The sequence below is a fragment of the Pontibacter mucosus genome, from assembly GCF_003054055.1.
Lineage (GTDB): Bacteria > Bacteroidota > Bacteroidia > Cytophagales > Hymenobacteraceae > Pontibacter > Pontibacter mucosus.
Genome location: NZ_QBKI01000011.1, coordinates 73,556 through 89,094, shown reverse-complemented (window position 1 = coordinate 89,094; position 15,539 = coordinate 73,556). Strand labels below are relative to the sequence as shown.

The 15,539-nt window shown below is 51.4% G+C and carries 29 protein-coding genes; 1 reads left to right on the top strand and 28 read right to left on the bottom strand.

The features are described 5' to 3' along the window. Positions 1-42: 42 nt before the first annotated feature. The 20 genes from C8N40_RS18845 to C8N40_RS18755 all read right to left on the bottom strand — a co-directional run bounded on the left by C8N40_RS18845 (position 43) and on the right by C8N40_RS18755 (position 11,918). The gene (locus C8N40_RS18845; protein WP_108213365.1) at positions 43-888 is read right to left on the bottom strand and encodes a phage minor head protein; all 846 of its coding nucleotides are present in this window, start codon (positions 886-888) and stop codon (positions 43-45) included. Beyond that, on the bottom strand, positions 881-1,072 hold the full coding sequence (locus C8N40_RS18840; RefSeq protein ID WP_108213364.1) for a hypothetical protein: 192 nt from the start codon (positions 1,070-1,072) through the stop codon (positions 881-883). The genes C8N40_RS18845 and C8N40_RS18840 overlap by 8 nt, the downstream gene beginning before the upstream one ends. A 19-nt stretch (positions 1,073-1,091) precedes the next feature. Next, positions 1,092-2,483 carry a phage portal protein gene (locus tag C8N40_RS18835; protein WP_108213363.1) on the bottom strand — a complete coding sequence of 464 codons (1,392 nt, stop codon included), beginning with the start codon at positions 2,481-2,483 and terminating at the stop codon, positions 1,092-1,094. A 54-nt stretch (positions 2,484-2,537) separates the two neighbouring features. After that, a complete protein-coding gene (locus C8N40_RS18830; protein ID WP_108213362.1) occupies positions 2,538-3,863 on the bottom strand; it encodes a phage terminase large subunit in 1,326 nt (441 codons plus the stop codon). Further along, on the bottom strand, positions 3,844-4,368 hold the full coding sequence (locus C8N40_RS18825) for a hypothetical protein (protein ID WP_108213361.1): 525 nt from the start codon (positions 4,366-4,368) through the stop codon (positions 3,844-3,846). The genes C8N40_RS18830 and C8N40_RS18825 overlap by 20 nt, the downstream gene beginning before the upstream one ends. 27 nt (positions 4,369-4,395) lie before the next feature. After that, positions 4,396-5,685, bottom strand: a complete 1,290-nt coding sequence (locus C8N40_RS18820) for a DNA methyltransferase (RefSeq protein WP_108213360.1) — start codon at positions 5,683-5,685, stop codon at positions 4,396-4,398. Positions 5,686-5,817: 132 nt separating this feature from the next. Next, the gene (locus tag C8N40_RS18815; RefSeq protein WP_146173602.1) at positions 5,818-6,030 is read right to left on the bottom strand and encodes a hypothetical protein; all 213 of its coding nucleotides are present in this window, start codon (positions 6,028-6,030) and stop codon (positions 5,818-5,820) included. Positions 6,031-6,160: 130 nt separating this feature from the next. Next, positions 6,161-6,538 (bottom strand): hypothetical protein, encoded by a 378-nt coding sequence (locus tag C8N40_RS18810; protein WP_108213358.1) that lies wholly within the window; start codon positions 6,536-6,538, stop codon positions 6,161-6,163. Then, positions 6,535-6,774, bottom strand: coding sequence for a hypothetical protein (locus tag C8N40_RS18805; protein ID WP_108213357.1), 240 nt, complete (start codon positions 6,772-6,774; stop codon positions 6,535-6,537). The genes C8N40_RS18810 and C8N40_RS18805 overlap by 4 nt, the downstream gene beginning before the upstream one ends. Then, complete coding sequence (locus C8N40_RS18800) at positions 6,771-6,965, bottom strand: hypothetical protein (RefSeq protein WP_108213356.1); 195 nt, start codon at positions 6,963-6,965, stop codon at positions 6,771-6,773. The genes C8N40_RS18805 and C8N40_RS18800 overlap by 4 nt, the downstream gene beginning before the upstream one ends. 6 nt (positions 6,966-6,971) lie before the next feature. Further along, a complete protein-coding gene (locus tag C8N40_RS22790) occupies positions 6,972-7,148 on the bottom strand; it encodes a hypothetical protein (protein WP_170114152.1) in 177 nt (58 codons plus the stop codon). A 111-nt stretch (positions 7,149-7,259) separates the two neighbouring features. Further along, entirely contained in the window at positions 7,260-7,559 is a 300-nt protein-coding gene (locus C8N40_RS18795; protein ID WP_108213355.1) for a hypothetical protein, read from the bottom strand. Then, positions 7,556-7,807: a hypothetical protein gene (locus C8N40_RS18790; protein WP_108213354.1), complete on the bottom strand. Its 252-nt coding sequence runs from the start codon at positions 7,805-7,807 to the stop codon at positions 7,556-7,558. Before C8N40_RS18790 ends, C8N40_RS18795 begins: the two co-directional genes overlap by 4 nt. Positions 7,808-7,809: 2 nt before the next feature. Further along, on the bottom strand, positions 7,810-8,007 hold the full coding sequence (locus tag C8N40_RS18785) for a hypothetical protein (RefSeq protein ID WP_108213353.1): 198 nt from the start codon (positions 8,005-8,007) through the stop codon (positions 7,810-7,812). Further along, positions 8,004-8,207 (bottom strand): hypothetical protein, encoded by a 204-nt coding sequence (locus C8N40_RS18780; RefSeq protein ID WP_108213352.1) that lies wholly within the window; start codon positions 8,205-8,207, stop codon positions 8,004-8,006. The genes C8N40_RS18785 and C8N40_RS18780 overlap by 4 nt, the downstream gene beginning before the upstream one ends. Before the next feature lie 3 nt (positions 8,208-8,210). After that, positions 8,211-8,516 carry a hypothetical protein gene (locus tag C8N40_RS18775; protein ID WP_108213351.1) on the bottom strand — a complete coding sequence of 102 codons (306 nt, stop codon included), beginning with the start codon at positions 8,514-8,516 and terminating at the stop codon, positions 8,211-8,213. A 5-nt stretch (positions 8,517-8,521) separates the two neighbouring features. Further along, positions 8,522-9,697, bottom strand: coding sequence for an ATP-dependent DNA helicase (locus C8N40_RS18770; RefSeq protein WP_108213350.1), 1,176 nt, complete (start codon positions 9,695-9,697; stop codon positions 8,522-8,524). Between the two features lie 11 nt (positions 9,698-9,708). Continuing rightward, on the bottom strand, positions 9,709-10,785 hold the full coding sequence (locus C8N40_RS18765) for a hypothetical protein (protein WP_108213349.1): 1,077 nt from the start codon (positions 10,783-10,785) through the stop codon (positions 9,709-9,711). Continuing rightward, positions 10,772-11,143, bottom strand: a complete 372-nt coding sequence (locus C8N40_RS18760) for a hypothetical protein (protein ID WP_108213348.1) — start codon at positions 11,141-11,143, stop codon at positions 10,772-10,774. The genes C8N40_RS18765 and C8N40_RS18760 overlap by 14 nt, the downstream gene beginning before the upstream one ends. A 19-nt stretch (positions 11,144-11,162) precedes the next feature. Continuing rightward, on the bottom strand, positions 11,163-11,918 hold the full coding sequence (locus C8N40_RS18755; RefSeq protein WP_170114151.1) for a conserved phage C-terminal domain-containing protein: 756 nt from the start codon (positions 11,916-11,918) through the stop codon (positions 11,163-11,165). A gap of 283 nt (positions 11,919-12,201) precedes the next feature. On the opposite strand from C8N40_RS18755, the gene C8N40_RS22785 reads away from it, so the two are divergent. Further along, on the top strand, positions 12,202-12,369 hold the full coding sequence (locus tag C8N40_RS22785) for a hypothetical protein (RefSeq protein WP_170114150.1): 168 nt from the start codon (positions 12,202-12,204) through the stop codon (positions 12,367-12,369). Positions 12,370-12,392: 23 nt separating this feature from the next. On the opposite strand, the gene C8N40_RS18750 is transcribed toward C8N40_RS22785, so the two are convergent. The 8 genes from C8N40_RS18750 to C8N40_RS18720 are packed head-to-tail and all read right to left on the bottom strand — an operon-like array spanning position 12,393 to position 15,513. Next, the gene (locus tag C8N40_RS18750) at positions 12,393-12,725 is read right to left on the bottom strand and encodes a hypothetical protein (RefSeq protein ID WP_108213346.1); all 333 of its coding nucleotides are present in this window, start codon (positions 12,723-12,725) and stop codon (positions 12,393-12,395) included. A 6-nt stretch (positions 12,726-12,731) separates the two neighbouring features. Beyond that, a complete protein-coding gene (locus C8N40_RS18745) occupies positions 12,732-13,010 on the bottom strand; it encodes a hypothetical protein (protein ID WP_108213345.1) in 279 nt (92 codons plus the stop codon). Between the two features lies 1 nt (position 13,011). After that, positions 13,012-13,242 carry a hypothetical protein gene (locus tag C8N40_RS18740; RefSeq protein ID WP_108213344.1) on the bottom strand — a complete coding sequence of 77 codons (231 nt, stop codon included), beginning with the start codon at positions 13,240-13,242 and terminating at the stop codon, positions 13,012-13,014. Then, the gene (locus C8N40_RS18735; protein WP_108213343.1) at positions 13,235-14,011 is read right to left on the bottom strand and encodes a hypothetical protein; all 777 of its coding nucleotides are present in this window, start codon (positions 14,009-14,011) and stop codon (positions 13,235-13,237) included. The genes C8N40_RS18740 and C8N40_RS18735 overlap by 8 nt, the downstream gene beginning before the upstream one ends. A gap of 17 nt (positions 14,012-14,028) precedes the next feature. After that, positions 14,029-14,478: a hypothetical protein gene (locus C8N40_RS18730; RefSeq protein ID WP_108213342.1), complete on the bottom strand. Its 450-nt coding sequence runs from the start codon at positions 14,476-14,478 to the stop codon at positions 14,029-14,031. Continuing rightward, entirely contained in the window at positions 14,475-14,627 is a 153-nt protein-coding gene (locus C8N40_RS22780) for a hypothetical protein (protein ID WP_170114149.1), read from the bottom strand. The genes C8N40_RS18730 and C8N40_RS22780 overlap by 4 nt, the downstream gene beginning before the upstream one ends. After that, on the bottom strand, positions 14,627-14,872 hold the full coding sequence (locus C8N40_RS18725) for a hypothetical protein (RefSeq protein WP_146173601.1): 246 nt from the start codon (positions 14,870-14,872) through the stop codon (positions 14,627-14,629). Before C8N40_RS18725 ends, C8N40_RS22780 begins: the two co-directional genes overlap by 1 nt. 38 nt (positions 14,873-14,910) lie before the next feature. Further along, a complete protein-coding gene (locus C8N40_RS18720; RefSeq protein WP_108213340.1) occupies positions 14,911-15,513 on the bottom strand; it encodes a hypothetical protein in 603 nt (200 codons plus the stop codon). Positions 15,514-15,539 lie beyond the last annotated feature (26 nt).

Genomic DNA, 15,539 nt, shown 5'->3' with positions numbered 1-15,539 from the left:
TACTCCCCTTGCAGCCCGCTCCTCACCCGGCGGGCTTTCTTTTTACCGGGGCTTGGGGATAGGCAAGCCGTCGGCATCTAAAGCGGGCACATGCGACACCACGCACCTACAGTTCACGCAATTGCCTGCTGATAGCGAAGTATCTCCCGGATAGCGGGCATACTCTACGCCTGCCCCTTTGGGCGAAGGCACTTCAAACAGCCCCTCCAGCGCTATCGGCTCGGCCTTGCCTACTACCCTATGGCTGTTGCGGGTCCGGTTGTCCAGCGCCGCATTCCACTTCTTAAGCAGCACAAAATCGGCTTCCTCAGCAACCATGTTAGCAGCGACGTTCGCGCCTGTTGTACTTTCAGTCCGGGCTATCATCATGGCCCTGGTCGCGTTAAAGCGGGCATCCTGCAGTTTCTCCCTCAGATACCTTGCCAGCCGCGTAGTGGTCAGGTTCTGCTCCTGGGCCTCGGCTAAGAGCACCTGTATGCGCTTCTTGGTGGTGTCGTCTACCTCGGTTACCCTGCCAGCCGCCTCGGTTCTGAAGAACTGCTCCATCACGCGCCGCCACCATTCAGAGGAGAACCCGATGAGCTTTGTTTCAAGCGGCGCTATGCCGCTTTTGCCGGGCTTGGTGAGCCTGTCTAAGAGGCGGGAGTAGTTCCGGGCGTGCTTTTGGGCTATGAGCGTGTAGGCTTCGATATAGGCCCGTTCCATGATGCTGCGGTCAATGAGTGCCGGAAGGATGGCAGCGGTCAGGCCTACCCCGTTGGCTTCGGCATAGGTAGCCACGGCCTTGCACTGCGCGTCCAGGGCTTTCTTGAACACCACGTAAGCCGCCCGTTCGTAGCTTCTGAACAGGCGCTCGTAGTCCTTGGCAAATTGGGCTTCGTTAAGCATTGGTGCTTCCTGCTTTTACAGGTTTGTTAGTGGTGCGCGGCATGACTGGCATATCGGCTTTTGCCCACTTATCCAACCGCAGCAGCCCATCTTTATCCAGAAACTCCGATGGCACCTCTATGCTTGAGATACTACTTTGGTTGCTGCCAACCTGAACAATAAACTTTTTCTCCGCTGTTGCCATATCGCTTGTGTGTTAGTGGCTACTGTTGTGTTTCCTGCGCTACGCCCTGGGTAAAGGCATCATCGGTCAGATGCACCATATCCACGCGGGTCAGGTTCTTGGGCACTAAGGGGATGTCCATGTTCTCGGCCTCCAGCCTGCCCCAGCCTTTCACCTCGCGCTTTTCGTTCATGGTCAGCTCATGGGACTTTTCCAGCCATTCTGAAATAGCCTTCATGTCGTTCTGCATCTCCGGCAAAGAAGAGGTATCCAGCTCGATGTAGTATTTCTTGCCCAGGCGCTTGTTCACCGGCTCGCACATGATTTTAGTCAGCAGCTCGGAGAGGTCGTCGGCAATGGGCTGCACGGCATCGTAAATGAGCTTGCGGGAAGCGTGCTGCTCGTTGTTCAATGTAGAGGCATCAGTACTGCGGTACACCAGCGGAATACCGTAGGCGCGGTATATGTCCTCATCAGTGGCCTGCAGGAGTTCCAGCAGCTTCTGGTCGGCAATACTGAGGGCTATCTGCTGCCAGTCCATCGCCACGGTGGCCGGGAAGATACGGGCAAGGTCGTCTTTGGCGTTCTTGGCATCTATCAGGCGTTGCTTTAAGGCATCCTTTTGGGCCGGTGTGAGCGTGTCCTGCGCGTTCTTCGGGGAGAGGATACCAAAGGCCCCGCCGTTCTGCAGTTGCTTCAGTACCTCCTTATCCCCCGCCTTGGCGCGGGCCAGCTTCTTGAGGTAGGCCCGCAAAGGCGACATGCCCCGAAGCTGCGAGCCCTGCACATCGAAGAGCGGGTTAAACATACGGATGCGGGCCACGTCGGAAGCCGGGAAGGCGTAGGTTTTATCGGTGCTGAACTTGAAGATGTACTCTTTGATGGGCTCGAACATGCCGCCCGAAATCACGTCTACCAGGTGGGTAGGCAGTGGCCAGGAATGCACTATCTTATCCTTTTGCCCCAGCGGCCCCACGTTGTAAGCCATTGTTTCCCCTGTGAGCAAATAGAAACCTGCCAGTTGCCTAATGTAGTCCTTGTAGCCTTGCAGGGGGTTGGGCTTGTTAAGCAGTTCCTGTATCTCCTTCGGGCTCACCTCCTCCACGGCCTGCGCTTTGAGCTGCAGGGCCAGCGCCTTTTGCTCGATGCTGTCGGACTTGGAGAGGTTGTGCCACTTCTGCCGCTTAGCCTCGTCCTTGATTTCGTAGATGATGGGCGGGCTGGAGGCAATCTTCTTTAGAATCAGGTTTACGCACTCGTACACCGCGCCAATGGCCGTGTAGCCCTCGGTGATGTAGCTCTCGGCCTTGGCGTCGAGGTAAATGGGCTGGCCGTCCGCCAGGAAGCGGAACGCCTGCAGGTTGTAGCGGCTCAGTTCGGCGTTGACCTGTTTCTGAATCGTGCCGGAGAAGAATGAATCGAGAAGTCCCATCTATATAGCGTTTAGGCTAAGTTACGAAATTATTTGCTTTACGTGTATCCGGTGTTACCAGCCGAAGTCCATTGCCCGTTCTTTTTGCAGAGCGAACCATTCCCGCATCAGCAGCATGTCGCGGTAATCCGGGGATCGGCCTATCAGCTTCTTCACGTCCTCCTTCCCCACAATGCCCTTTTTGCCGTCCCGGTCCACATGCTTCTGCTTGAGCACTTCCAGTTCTTCAGTGATTTCTTCCTGCTCTTTCGGGCTGGCATTCTCTATGAATAAGCCGTTTGAGTTGATGCGCTCGGCCAGCCTGAAGGCACACTGTGCCTGCAGGTTCTCATAGTTCTCCGGCTCGTTGCCTGCCGCATTCGGGTTAGGCAGGGCGCGGGAGTTGTTGATAAAACCCTTGCAGCCGAGCATGTCCACCAGGCCACCGCCCACCCCGTCCTCATCACAAATCACATGGGAAAGGGGCACCTGGTTTTCTTGCTGCAGGCGCTTGATATACTCATAGGATTCGGTGATGCGCAGCTTCTCAAAGGTCTTCACCTTTACGCGCCAGCCATCCCAAAGACCGATACAGATTTTATCGCTTCCCAGGCGGGCCACGTCTGCCGTGATATACTTCTGACCTTTCAGGGTGTCAAAGTCGTTGCTGAACAGGTCCGTGATTTTATCGTACTCGCACAGGGCTGCCGGGTCATCATCATATTCCCAGTTACCGAACAGCAGGCGCTCTTTTTTGGCCTTATCCTTGGTGTTCTCCAACTGCTCAATGTAGTCCCGCGTGATATAGGGGTTGTCCTGCACATACGCCTGTATAAAGGCGACTTGCTCGGGCAGCTTCCCCTCCTTAAAGGGGCGGTATATTTCGGTGTAGAGCCAGTTCTTTTTCGGGTTGCAGGTTACCAGCAGAATAGGCTTCAGGTTCAACTCTGCATTCAGATGCCTGCCGATACGGGTTTTAAGCGTGTCATAGGCTCCAAAGTCCACCTCCCCGCCTTCCTCTATCCACCCCCCGGTGTACTCCAGCGAGCCGAAGCGCTCATACAAAGGGTCTGAGGGCATGTAGCGCAGGTCCAGCAAGTCTATCCGGCTACCGTTGCCAAAGCCGATAAAGTTATCCTGCCCGTTGAGAAAGAAATCAGTGAAGCCGTGGGATTTGGCAACTTTGTAGAAGGTGATAACGGTGGACTGCCGGATGCGCTTCAGCTCCTCCCGGCCAATGAACCAGCGGGAGCCGGGAATGTAGTGGCAGCACTGCAGGAGCCATTCACAGCCCAGCCAGGATTTGCCCCCGCCTGCCGCCCCGCCGTAGACGAGCGTTTTTATCTGGCTGTCCTTTAGCTTGCCGTAGGCTTCCAGCTGCTTAGGGGTTGGGCTGGGCATCTGGTAAAAAGTTAAAACCCTGGAACGGCTTGCCCCCGGTGGTAATATCATGCTTCTGCGGGGCATCTATACCGAGTATCTTGCAGCGTTTGTCTATGCACCGTTCAATGCCGGCCAGGTAAGCCGGGTTGCCATAGGCCACCACCTCGGTTTCCGTCATTTCCTTGTAGTCCGGCTTGTCGCCTTTGCCCTTTAGCTTCTTGCTGCTCTTTTTATGGTCTTCGATGGATTTCTCCCATGCCTGCCAGTAGGTCTGCTCCAGTTTGTCGAGCTTGGAGAGTTCGAGTACCTTCTGCTCGTTGATGTCGTTGATGCGCTCATTCTGCCACTGTTTAAGCAAATACTTCACATCGTTAGACACGGTGTTATGGTTGAGCGTGTACCCTCCCCCCACCTTGTCTGCGATAATCTGCGCAATGGCCCGCGTGGAATAGCCCTTCACATAGTATTCGGCTACTATGTTGCGGTCCCGCTCCTGCTCGTGTTTCTTGCGTACTGCTGCCATTGGATTGTCTAACTGCTTATGTATAGCTTAATTGGCGAAGTAATTATCTATTTCTTGTGCAGAAAGTTGCTCCCCGTTGCGCTTAACGGTATAGGGGCGATTGTTGTCCTGCATGTATTTGACCCAGCGGCGAATGATCACATCTGTATAAAGCGGGTCTAGTTCTATCAACCTTGCAGCTTTACCGTGTTTTTCAGCCGCTATTAGCGTTGTGCCGGTACCACCAAATGGGTCTACTATTGTTTTAGCTTCATCACATAATATTATACCCCACTCCACCAATTCAATCGGATATACGGCACGATGCACACTTGCAAATTCATTCTTCCCATGTGGTGAAACTCTCACAATATTGGATATTGTGCCGTGGAAATTTGCCAATGGTATCTTACGGCTTGCATTTTCTGAACCCGACAATAATATCATCCACTCAAAGGCATTTGTTAGAACGCCAGACTGCATTTGCGGCGCTCCATGCCCTTTGTCCCATACTGCAATATCTATTAGATGGCTTTGGTATTCAGAAATCCAATCCACTAAGGTGCGTTTATTGTTTGCTAACATTTGCACATTGCACACTACCACATCTGTATGTGAGACAGCCATTGCCGTCCAATCCAGCATTAATTCGCTCCATGTGTCTGGGTTGTCTTCATGTGTAGCATAAAGTGACTTTCTGTCCTCTTTCCCTGGTTCATAATGGTCTCGTAGTTTAGCATTATCGCCAACTCCATAAGGAGGACTAGTAAATGTCATGGATGGGCTAGATATATCCAGCTTCCCCCAAATATCAGAATCCGTGCTATCACCACACAGCACTCTATGCCCGTTCAGTTCATACAAATCCCCCAGCACCGTTATCGGCTCTTTGGGCGGGTCCAGGTTCACCTCCCCTTCTTCGGCAGGCTCCAGTTCGGTTACATCCTCCGTTTCGCCAAACTCCCAATCCTCAAAACCCCATTCCTTCAGGTCGTCTTTCTCAAAGTAGTTGGCCAGCATGTCGAAGTCAAACGAACCCCCGGACTTGTTTAAACGGATGTTCAGTTCCTTCTCCTGCTCCAGGGTAAGGCTGAGTTCCACGCAGGGCACTTCAGTATAGCCCAGTGCCTCTGCTGCTTTGGTGCGCATGTGCCCGCCGATGATGATGTGCTCGCGGTCCGGGTGCATGTTCACCAATACCGGGTCCACAAAGCCGAAGCGTTTAAGGCTATCCTTTAGCTGGTCAAACTGGCGGTCGGTGATGGTGCGCGGGTTGTACTCGGCCTCGATTAAGGCAGCGATGGGCTTGGATACAATCGTGATGGAAGGTGCTTGCATGTGGTGTTGAACAGGTAAAGCCAGCCGAACGTCTTGCCCGGCTGGCGGTAAACCATTAATCCCTATTCGGCTAATATACGGAAAATTCGATAAACTCGTATAGCCTGTGTTAGGAGAATTTAACCTTGCGGCTCAAAAGGGCAAATCGTCTTTAAACTGTTCATGCTGTTGCGGGTCTTGCTCTAAGAACTGCTTGCTGAACTTTACTTGCTCCACAGTGGCAATGGCTTTCAGGATATAGGCTTTATAGCCAGTCTGCAAAGTGAGGCGTTCGGCTTCCTGTTCAGCGCTTTCAAAAGTGGCGTGCTTGAAGGTGGGCGCGTTCATACCTTCGAGGTAAATCATGTAAAAGGCTTTCATGCTGCTAAGATTTGAAAGGTGGGTGTTTCTTGGTTTAAGTATCAGAACGTCCGTTGTTATTCCTATTCATTCCCCTGCACTTTTCGGGGTGCGGGTTGGCTTATTTCTGCCACGGCTAAAACAACAGCTTGCCTTCACTACCATCCTCCAGCAGCTCATAGCCTCGGGTCTTGCCGCATTTGTGGCATCGGTGTACGTGCAGGTGCTCTTCCGGTATCCAGTAGGCAAACTCGAAATCATGGCGGCAAAACAGTTGCCGGGGCTTGATACGCATGGCTCTTTTAAGCCCTGCTATTACCCAGTCCCCCAGGATGCACAGCAGGTAGACAGCATACAGCAGCCAGAAGCCGGGCCAGGTGAGCACCACCAGCAGCAGGGGGTAAATCTCTTGCCGCAGATACTGCCAGTCGCGCGTGCTTAAAGCGATGATGGCAAAGGTCAGGATAGCGCCTGCCACATACAGCAGGCCGGGGTTGGTTAAGAGGACTTTCATATCAGATTGTCTTTGCTGGTGATGGATGCTTTGTCAATTACCTGCCGTTCGGTCATTTCGCCTTCAATTGTTAATTGCTTGGCATTCTCTGCTGCTTTTTCTAGTGTGGCTAACTGCGCGGCTTCAATCTTATCTACCAGTTCATTAAACAACTCTGTATCTGATAGTTTCTCCTTTTCGCTTTTAGGGTATCGGTTGTCGATTACCCATTGGGCTATCTCTTTGGCCTTACTCATACTGTCGCCTCCTCCCGGTTGTATTGCTGCAACTGCAGGGTGGTGTACCATCTCGTTTCGCCGCTCTGGAGCTGGACGCGGTGGCAGCGGTTGCGGAACATGCCTTGCCGGTATTCGAGGTAAGTGGCCTGGCCTCTGTCGGTTCTGACCGCATCGCCGGGCTTGAGGGTGTTGGGGTTGAAGTTGCTCATGGGGTGTTACTTTTTAAACGTTAATTCAAAGGGCTCTACTTCCTCGGTTACCCGGAGTGCGCCGGTTTCGGCTTTGAGAAAGTGCAGGGCTAGTTCTTTTTGCTCTTTGCTGGCGAGCACCTGCCGAACGGTGCCATCTTCGAGTTCTACCAGGATGAGAATTTTGGTTACGCTGTGGCTCATGGGTGTTATCGGTTTAAATTATCTTCTCGCTTGAATTGGGATAGCGCCATTGAACGCGCTGGAAACTTTCGGGTACTTGTGCGCCTGGAAAGGTGGTGCGCTTAAAAGGGCTTAAAATGGCAAATCATCAGGTTCCGATGGTTTCTCACTTTCCCGCTTTAGGCGCTCGGCTTCCTTCTCGTGCATTTCCTGATATTTCCTGTGTGCGTCCATCAGGTACTTGGCAGCTTCGGGGTGTGGTTTCTCAAGTATTTTCCAACAGATGTGCAGCGCCCACGGGTAATATTCTTTGGCATCGAGCATTGCTTGCAGGTACTCGTATTCGCCTGCTTCGTATTCGGCTTGCGCCTGTGCTTCGGCCTCTGCCTGGCAGTAGGCTTGATAATCGGCTTCTGATTCAAAATGACTCATGGCTTCTTGACTTTAAAGGTGATTTCTACTTCCATCCCGTTCACTAAGCAGTGAATCTTCTCGGGCCTGTATTCCACGTACTGCGGTACTTTCAGCAGCGTCTGGTCTATCAGGTGGCCTAGCTCCGTGGTGGTGATGTTCATCAGTTCCTTTGCCGACTGCACCTTCTTTTCGGGCGCTGCCTTTGCCTTGGCTTTGGGCTTTAGCCGGTTGAACTCGGAGACGTGCATCGTGCTTTTGTCTTTCATGGCTAAATTTTTATCAGGTTCCTTTTAAGGCATATCTGCGTGTGGCTTACTCTAATCTTCCCCACCAGCTTGTACACCTGCGGCACTTCGCTGTAGCAGGTGGCTACCAGCTCGTTCTCTCGGATAACCTTCATCCGGTGGCCTGTTCTGGCGTGGAAGTGCGTGTAGCCGTCATTGTCGAATAAACCTAGTTGGGTCATGGGTATGTTTCTTTGGTGATATGCAGTCTGATTGTAAAATTTTCGCCATAAATGCTTTTTGCTCTTTCCAGGTTCTCAATCGGGCAATTTGCGGCTACTGGGACGCTTAAGTCTCCGTTGTTGTACAGGCTGAAGTATCGAGCACCCATCGGCTCTCCGATTATCTGTGCCTTTTCGGGCTCGGGTAAGGCTTCTTTCATCTCTTATCGGTTAAATTTCTGTTTCAATAGTTGCTGCATCATTTGCACCAGGCCGGTTTTCTTCCGGCGCTTTAGCTCTTCCTGAAAGCGGCGGTAATCCTCTGCCGTGTACCCCTCGTGCTTCACGATACCCTTTACCCATTCGGGAGAATAGGGCTTTACTACCGGCTTACTTGCCTTTGGCTGGAGCATCTGCCGCTGCTCTTGCTCAATCTGTGCCCGGCGTTCGGGTGTCGCCTGCTGCCATTCCACGGCCAGGGCAATGTACTCCGGCGGGAGGCTTGAAAAGTCGTGCTCGTTGCTTTGCATGGCGTTTAGGCCAGTATCCGTAGCCCTTCAGGGGTTCTCACTCTGGAAAGCGCCACATAAAGCTGCCCTTCCTGGAAACAGGGCTTTCGCAGGTCTATCGTTACTTCGTCGAAGGTCAAGCCCTGGCTTTTGTGGATAGAAAGTGCATAGGCTAATTTGAAGGGCATCTGCTCAATAGAGCCCACCTCCTGCAGTTTTAGCCTGTTTTCTTCTCTGCTGAAAACATATTCCTTTTTGGTAAAGAATACCGGCTCTAACGCATAGTCTATCCCTTCAGCCCGGATGAAGTACTTTTTATCCTTCACTATAAACTCTCCGAGCGTACCATTCACCAAAGGGGCTGTTTTGCTGTTTACCAGGTACATGATTTTAGCACCGTGCTTCACCTGAATGTGAGATTCCAGGTTAAAGTCATCCGCTTTCAGGTTGCCTTGTATCTTCGCCTCAAACTCTATCAGCTCGCTATTGATAGCTGCTAACCCGGCCTTGTTGTAAGCTGCCACGGTGGCGTTGTGCGGGGCCAGCACAATGCCGCCATTAGGAGCCGAACCGAGGAACTGCCGGAAGTACGGTGCTTTCAGTCCCTCGCGGCACAGGTTCAGTGCGTCGATAAAGTCGGTGTCAGACTGCCTCAGTATCTCATCCAGCTCTACGACTGTGACATTTAGCAGCGGGTAAATCTGCGCGTCAAACACCCGGTCCCCTTCGTAGTTCTGATAAAGGACCGCCCTGGTGTTGTCGTTGATGATGGGCGGCAACTGCTTCATGTCTCCCACAAATATCACCTGGTAGTGCTCCAGTCCTTTGCAGCCATTCTTCAGCAGCGTCCAGTTGATACCGTCCAGAATATCCGGCCTTAACATGGATACTTCATCAATAAAAATGGTGTCAATGTTTTTTAGCAGCCGCTTCTTTTCGCCGGACACCTCATTGCAGCTTTCAAAGTCAAGCACGCCGTAGGGATTCAGCCTGAACATGGAATGGATGGTCTGCCCTCCGATGTTGTTGGCCGCTACGCCTGTAGGCGCAATGGCTACCACTTTTCGGCCTGCCTCTTCCAGGGCTTTTATAGCTATTTTCGTGATGGTGCTTTTCCCGGTGCCTGCCTTCCCTTTGAGGAAGATGTTTTTGCCCTCCAGTGCCATGTCCAGGAAGAGTTGCTGTTTGGTAGATAGTTGCATGATAGTTTATGTTAAAATGGTGCATCAATTGGTTTAGTGGATTCTGTTTCAAAGGTGCTAGCCGGGAACTGGCTTAGTTCCTGATAAAGCGTTGGCGGCTGCTCCCCTGGTGTCACCAGCGGGCAGCGCCCATTGATATAATACCTGTTTTCACGCGGGTTAAAGAGCATGTGTATCTCTCCCGGGATACCTACCAGTGGCTGCTTCTTAATTTTATGCGAGGCAAAGAGCGCCGCCCGGTCGGTTCGGTCCAGATGGTAGTTCGGGCGGTGCACGCTGGCAATCACATCGCACTTGTTGCGCCACATGGCCCCGTTGGCGATATGGTCATCCGTAGGCACTGGCAGTGAGCCGTCTTTCCCCTTCTCAATGCCGCCCCTCGGATGCACCAGAATCACGTTGTGAATCTGCAGCTTGGTAGCGATTCGCTTTTCCTGCCTCAGCTCATCTTGCAGGTACTTATCATCCCGAATGGACAAGTCATGCACGAGCGTATTCCAAGGGTCTTTAATCAGTAGCTCGAATTTGCTGTCTGCATGCAAATCCATAGCAATCTGCCTCAGATTATAGGGCGTTGGCAGGATATTGTGATCTTCCAGCAAGTCATCATCAATCACATAGAAATGGTGATGCAGAAAGTCAATAGCCGTTTCATAATCCCGCATGCTCATCTGGTTCTTAAACTTCGGGTCCGTGCTTTGCCCTACCAGCGTGTGCGCCAATTGATCATACAGTTCGTCAATCGGAGAGCTTTCGGGCGAATACATCAGCACTTTCCACCCGTCGAACTTTGCTTTGAGCAAGGCTAGGAAGTTTGTCATCTCACTTTTGCCGTTCTGCGGGTAGCCTGTAATAGCATATAAAAAGCCCTGTTTCCAGGTAAAATGAGGATCCAATTCAGGCAGCCGTGTCGTTTTACCCCTGCTTTTGCCATGTTTGAACTGCTGTTTCATCTTTTCGGCCATATCTCCCGCCCGCCGCACCATTTCTTTCAATTGCACTTTGTCTGGCAAGGTGTTGTTGGTGTCGCTTTCGGGCTTGGCTGGGTCAAACTGCCGTAGCTTCTCGGATAGATTAAGCACCTTCATGGACCGCCGCGCTATGCTTTAACTTCGCCACTAGCATCTCCAGGCGGTTCTTGAACACGCCCCCCTCAATCAGCCTGTCCACGTCCTGCACAGATTCCATCAGGTTTTTATTCAGTCCGGCGTTCATCCGGCAGAGCCTGTCTATTTGCAGCAGCAGGACGTTTAAAAACTCCTCGGTGGCCAGCAGCAGCTCCTCATCTTTCTTGTTTAGTGCAAACTGCGCTTCGGTCAGATCCCGGCTGTAGTTTCGCTGTATCCGCTCCACTTTCTCATTGTAGAGCGTACTAAAAAGCTCATAGGACAGCTTGCGCTCGTTCTCCAACTCTTCCGGTAAATCCCAATAGTTCGGCTGTATCATAGCTGTAAAAATTTAATGGTTAAACTCCCCCGAAATAATCAAGCTGTTCCTCTACAGAGGAAATGGTCTTAGGCTTAATGGACATCGACTGCCCGCTGCCCTGGTGCAGGTACTTCTCCAGCTTGTCGGCCCGGGTAATAAACTCAGGGGTGAGGTGTTTCAACCCGGTTTCGCGGTGGTACTCGTCGGCCATACAGTTTTGAATCGCCTGAATGAACATAGCGCTGGTATAGCCATCCTCTGTAATGCGGGCTTTTAGGGCTGCTTTGACTTTTTTAGGAAGGACGCGGTGCTCTTTCCCGGTGATTTCATTAAACTTCTTGATAAACCAAGTCTCACAGGCTTTAGCCTGGTATTTATCTTTATTAGTCGAAGCTGAAGATGAAGATGAAGGGGTTATCTTTTGCTTATCCGTTTGCTTATCTTCTTGGTTATCTCCCTGCTTATCCTCTTGATTGCTTACCGGGTTATCTTCCTGGTTGTCGTCTTGCTTATCTTTATTGTAATACGGGTTGGATTCGCCCTTTTTAAAGTCAGGATTACCCCCTTTTTTGCCAGCTTCACGCCGTTTGCTGATAAGCTCCTCATCGCGCACCATTCGCCGGTTCATCAGGGCTCCTGTCTCTTCACATAAGCTTGCTACACCAAGCTCTAAAAATGTGCTTATCATGGTGCTTATCTTTTGCTTATCTATATGCAGGATGTTTGCTAATCTTTCCTCGCTGATGGGTTTGCCAGCCAGCAGAAGCCGCCCCCTCCTGTCTGATTCGTGCATGAGGAAAAGCAGCTCCAGCCACACGCCGCGCTCCTCAAAACTTAGGGCCTGTATGCCTGGGTCTTTGCGCCAGTCTGCCGGATAAAACTGTATAGCAGGTAATTTCATGGCTATTAATATTATTTTATGGGTGAATAGCTATTTTTGATATGGGAGCAGATTCATACTGAATGGGTTAGTGTGTAATCATGTTGCTAATTTACACAAAGCATCTGTAAGATGCAATGAGAATCTTATTGTTTTTTTGAGAGGCATTTTATATCTTTGAGAAACTGCTATAACTATGACAACTGAGTATACCAAGCCTATCTCCTTGCGTGTCGATCCGGACACCAGAAAATTTTATCAGGACCTTGCTGACAACGACAAAAGGAAGCTGGCTGAATATGTCCGGCTGCTTTTGGTTGAACTGAAAGAGAAAGGGACGGTTAGCGTTCCGCACAAAGGCTAGTCTCCCCATCCTCCCTCCCCACCTCAACTCTCCCTGCTTTCAGCTCCTACATCCCCTGTTACGGCCTCCCCTTCCGGGACCAGCTTGAGCAGGCGGCGTTGCATTTCGGCGTGAATGGTTTGCACTACCTCTTTGAGCCGGTAGCGTTCGGCAAAGTCGGCCATGCTCACCAGCTCCTGCCAGCCAATAGCCCGGATGTGGTGCTCGTTGCCTTCGGGGTAGCGGGGCGCGGTGGCCATAGCCTGTAGACGCTTGAAGGCGTCGTGGTCTTGCAGGGCCTGCCCGTAGGCGTAGAAGTCGCTGTCTGCCAGTTGCGCCAGCAGGCGGTGGAGTTCGGTCTGTTCTTGCTGTGTCATGGTTGGTTAGGTTATAATGCGAGTTGATAAATCTTTGATTTCCGCCATTATGCGCTGGTTATGCTTTGCTATATCAATGGGCACCAAGGTTAGTTCGCTGCAATTCGCTGCGCATTTAAGCGCTTCTTCTTTCGTGTATACACCAGCTCTAGTGGTGTAATCGGTATAGCCACAGTAGTTAGGGCGGTAATAAGACCCCTTAGAGATATAGCAATGGGTCACTTTTTTGTTTTTAGCCACCTTCGCGTTGTTTCTGGCGATTCGGTTTAAGGCTGTCTTGTTCATATCACTTCTCTCTTTTAGGTGTCAGTTTTTGACCATATATCCTGAACCGGTAGCGCCTGGGGCTGTAGCGCATCAGGCCGTCTTTTGCCGGTCGTTGGAAGTATACCTTGCGCTCCTGTGTCGGCTGCTCAAATACCTCGCGCTTCGGATTCTTCTTTGGCTTAGGGGGTAGCTGGTAGTCCCATTCCTGCTCTGCCAGCGCCCTTGCCTGTTCGTCTGTCAGCTCAAACATCGCGGCCTCCTTTCAGGGCGTTGGGCAGGAAGTTGTCGTAGTCGTTGAACTCTTCGAGGGCGGTGGTGTCGGGTAAGAGGGTGAACCGCTCTCCATTGCCCCCTGCCACTAGATTAAATTCGTGCTGTGTGATATTGGTGTCATCTGTTACATCGAGCGGGTTGTTGTAGTAGATCCCATCTTCTAGGCAGATAAGACACACTTGATTCACCCCCGTTCGGCACATCATGTACACTTCATTTTCTTTTGCGAACCGCTGCCCTACTCTGTAGGTCTTGGCAGGGGCAAACACAGCAGGGAAGTCTTTGCGCAGCATAGCGGCCATGCTGTGCTCCCCCCGCATCTCCAGTATCTTCACTGCCTGAACAAGGGTGTCGGCCTGGGCTGTGGTGATAAGGTGAGCGCCGGCGGGGTTAGGCTTCCCTACTTGCTCCATCGCTTTGCAGCCATTCCAGAACACCTCTTTAAACTCCCAGTAGTTGCCGCCTGTACTGGCTTTATATTCCTGGGCTACCTGATGGGCTAAATCACGAAGCGCCTTGTTGGTGTGCAGGTGCCCCATGTCCCCATCCAAGCAAACTGGCTGCTCTGTTATAGTGGGCAGGGCTACTTCTTCACAGTCGGATTTATAGATATGAACTTTAGAGTAAGGCAAATCAATTTGATAATGCGTATCAGTGGACTCTACCACAGGGTACAACATGCCTATTCTGTTCTTATACCAAGCATTGGCGTAAGAGGCTTTGGTTATTTGGATATACTTTGTCATGGTTCTGGCTTAGGGGGTTATGCGAAGTTTTCGGTGCCGGTGAAGGTGTCAGCAATGTTATTGGCAGGTGTTAATGTGATGCCCACGTACTCACAGGCTCTCACGAAGTCTGCCATCGTAAGCCCGTTTAAATCGCTGTAGGTAATCCACCGATTCCCTTTGCGGAAGTAAATGCCGTCCTCCTCAAAAAGTATTTCATAGCCTTCATTGCCTTTGATGGTCATCTCGTAAGGCCAGCTTCCGTGTGAGCAGCCATAGCCGTCACCACAGTCACAAGACTCGTAGGAGATATGGATGCCGCTGAACAGAAGCTTACTCTCGGCCTCTGCGTGTTCAGCTTTCATCTTTGCCAGTTCCTCCTGTCCGTATATCTCGGCACAGTCTTCCCACAGCCAATACGGGATATGTGGATTCTCTAGCAAGTGGAAGTTGGCTGCTGTAAAAGGTATTTGTGTTAGGTCTTTCATTTCTCTTGCTTCTTTTTCAGTTCGTAATACCTGTCCAGGTTCTCCTGATAGGCTTCTTTCGCCCTGCCTTTGCAGTGTTGGGAGCGGCTGGTGTTGGCGGCTACAAACTTGGCCTCGTCCACAATCCGCTCCCCTTTCCTGAGCATCATTACCTGCGGCTAAAGAAGTCCGCTAACTGGCTGCGCTGCCCCTTGTAGCGGTAGTGGGCAGTCTTGTTGCGTACCTCTCTTGGAGCCTCGTCGGAGCCCCATACCTTGCGGTCTAAGGACTTTGAAGCTGGCTGGTGGGAGTAGGCCGGGCATTGCACCATTTTAGGGTTGCAGCTCACAGCCCCTAAGAGCAGGACGGCAAGGGCTGCGAACAGGAGTTTGGCATTGGTCATTTGCGCATTCATAAAAAGGTTGTTAGAGGGTTATGGATTTGATTTAATTGCTATCTAAGGGCTTCGCTTTCGCTGGCATCTTTCGTGGGGTTGTAGCGCCCCAGCACGTAGTCGGGCCTTCTGCCATCAGGCTGCACACACACGGAGATAATGCGCCAGCCGTTGTTAAGCTCGGACTGTAGGGCATCCGTGCAGGAATCTTCTTTCAGCATCAGCTCGTTAATATTTAGGAGCATGTTGCCTCCGATATGCACCTGGCACTTCTCGTTAAAAAGCCGCTCGGCATCCTTTATCTTTTTGGCGGTTTCCTCAAACCGAGTTAGCAGGGCTGCGAAATCTGCAACAGAACCACCCGTTCGCTCTTCTGTGAAGGGTATCACCTGCTTTACCTGCACCCCGTGAATGAAGGGGCAACGGGCAAACAAGACGCTGATGTTAGCCAGGAACACGCACTCTTTTAAGGGCTTTAAATCGCCTTCACAATCATTCCTGTATTCTTCCTCTTGCTTGGCAGCCTTCTCTTCATCAGGCGCACCCCAAGCGTAGTAGTCTTTTGGCGTTTTGAACCGGGCCTCGGGGCAGAATGCTCTCAACTCCTGAAGCTGTGCCTCGCTAATTTTTAGCCTGTCATTTATGGATACTTGTGAAATCATGGGATTAGATGGTTAAAGGTTCATTG

Bases quoted from the DNA above. Each gene is read 5' to 3' on its own strand.
- C8N40_RS18845 (WP_108213365.1), bottom strand. From the start codon at position 888: ATGCTTAACGAAGCCCAATTTGCCAAGGACTACGAGCGCCTGTTCAGA.
- C8N40_RS18840 (WP_108213364.1), bottom strand. From the start codon at position 1,072: ATGGCAACAGCGGAGAAAAAGTTTATTGTTCAGGTTGGCAGCAACCAA.
- C8N40_RS18835 (WP_108213363.1), bottom strand. From the start codon at position 2,483: ATGGGACTTCTCGATTCATTCTTCTCCGGCACGATTCAGAAACAGGTC.
- C8N40_RS18830 (WP_108213362.1), bottom strand. From the start codon at position 3,863: ATGCCCAGCCCAACCCCTAAGCAGCTGGAAGCCTACGGCAAGCTAAAG.
- C8N40_RS18825 (WP_108213361.1), bottom strand. From the start codon at position 4,368: ATGGCAGCAGTACGCAAGAAACACGAGCAGGAGCGGGACCGCAACATA.
- C8N40_RS18820 (WP_108213360.1), bottom strand. From the start codon at position 5,685: ATGCAAGCACCTTCCATCACGATTGTATCCAAGCCCATCGCTGCCTTA.
- C8N40_RS18815 (WP_146173602.1), bottom strand. From the start codon at position 6,030: ATGATTTACCTCGAAGGTATGAACGCGCCCACCTTCAAGCACGCCACT.
- C8N40_RS18810 (WP_108213358.1), bottom strand. From the start codon at position 6,538: ATGAAAGTCCTCTTAACCAACCCCGGCCTGCTGTATGTGGCAGGCGCT.
- C8N40_RS18805 (WP_108213357.1), bottom strand. From the start codon at position 6,774: ATGAGTAAGGCCAAAGAGATAGCCCAATGGGTAATCGACAACCGATAC.
- C8N40_RS18800 (WP_108213356.1), bottom strand. From the start codon at position 6,965: ATGAGCAACTTCAACCCCAACACCCTCAAGCCCGGCGATGCGGTCAGA.
- C8N40_RS22790 (WP_170114152.1), bottom strand. From the start codon at position 7,148: ATGAGCCACAGCGTAACCAAAATTCTCATCCTGGTAGAACTCGAAGAT.
- C8N40_RS18795 (WP_108213355.1), bottom strand. From the start codon at position 7,559: ATGAGTCATTTTGAATCAGAAGCCGATTATCAAGCCTACTGCCAGGCA.
- C8N40_RS18790 (WP_108213354.1), bottom strand. From the start codon at position 7,807: ATGAAAGACAAAAGCACGATGCACGTCTCCGAGTTCAACCGGCTAAAG.
- C8N40_RS18785 (WP_108213353.1), bottom strand. From the start codon at position 8,007: ATGACCCAACTAGGTTTATTCGACAATGACGGCTACACGCACTTCCAC.
- C8N40_RS18780 (WP_108213352.1), bottom strand. From the start codon at position 8,207: ATGAAAGAAGCCTTACCCGAGCCCGAAAAGGCACAGATAATCGGAGAG.
- C8N40_RS18775 (WP_108213351.1), bottom strand. From the start codon at position 8,516: ATGCAAAGCAACGAGCACGACTTTTCAAGCCTCCCGCCGGAGTACATT.
- C8N40_RS18770 (WP_108213350.1), bottom strand. From the start codon at position 9,697: ATGCAACTATCTACCAAACAGCAACTCTTCCTGGACATGGCACTGGAG.
- C8N40_RS18765 (WP_108213349.1), bottom strand. From the start codon at position 10,785: ATGAAGGTGCTTAATCTATCCGAGAAGCTACGGCAGTTTGACCCAGCC.
- C8N40_RS18760 (WP_108213348.1), bottom strand. From the start codon at position 11,143: ATGATACAGCCGAACTATTGGGATTTACCGGAAGAGTTGGAGAACGAG.
- C8N40_RS18755 (WP_170114151.1), bottom strand. From the start codon at position 11,918: ATGCACGAATCAGACAGGAGGGGGCGGCTTCTGCTGGCTGGCAAACCC.
- C8N40_RS22785 (WP_170114150.1), top strand. From the start codon at position 12,202: ATGACAACTGAGTATACCAAGCCTATCTCCTTGCGTGTCGATCCGGAC.
- C8N40_RS18750 (WP_108213346.1), bottom strand. From the start codon at position 12,725: ATGACACAGCAAGAACAGACCGAACTCCACCGCCTGCTGGCGCAACTG.
- C8N40_RS18745 (WP_108213345.1), bottom strand. From the start codon at position 13,010: ATGAACAAGACAGCCTTAAACCGAATCGCCAGAAACAACGCGAAGGTG.
- C8N40_RS18740 (WP_108213344.1), bottom strand. From the start codon at position 13,242: ATGTTTGAGCTGACAGACGAACAGGCAAGGGCGCTGGCAGAGCAGGAA.
- C8N40_RS18735 (WP_108213343.1), bottom strand. From the start codon at position 14,011: ATGACAAAGTATATCCAAATAACCAAAGCCTCTTACGCCAATGCTTGG.
- C8N40_RS18730 (WP_108213342.1), bottom strand. From the start codon at position 14,478: ATGAAAGACCTAACACAAATACCTTTTACAGCAGCCAACTTCCACTTG.
- C8N40_RS22780 (WP_170114149.1), bottom strand. From the start codon at position 14,627: ATGATGCTCAGGAAAGGGGAGCGGATTGTGGACGAGGCCAAGTTTGTA.
- C8N40_RS18725 (WP_146173601.1), bottom strand. From the start codon at position 14,872: ATGAATGCGCAAATGACCAATGCCAAACTCCTGTTCGCAGCCCTTGCC.
- C8N40_RS18720 (WP_108213340.1), bottom strand. From the start codon at position 15,513: ATGATTTCACAAGTATCCATAAATGACAGGCTAAAAATTAGCGAGGCA.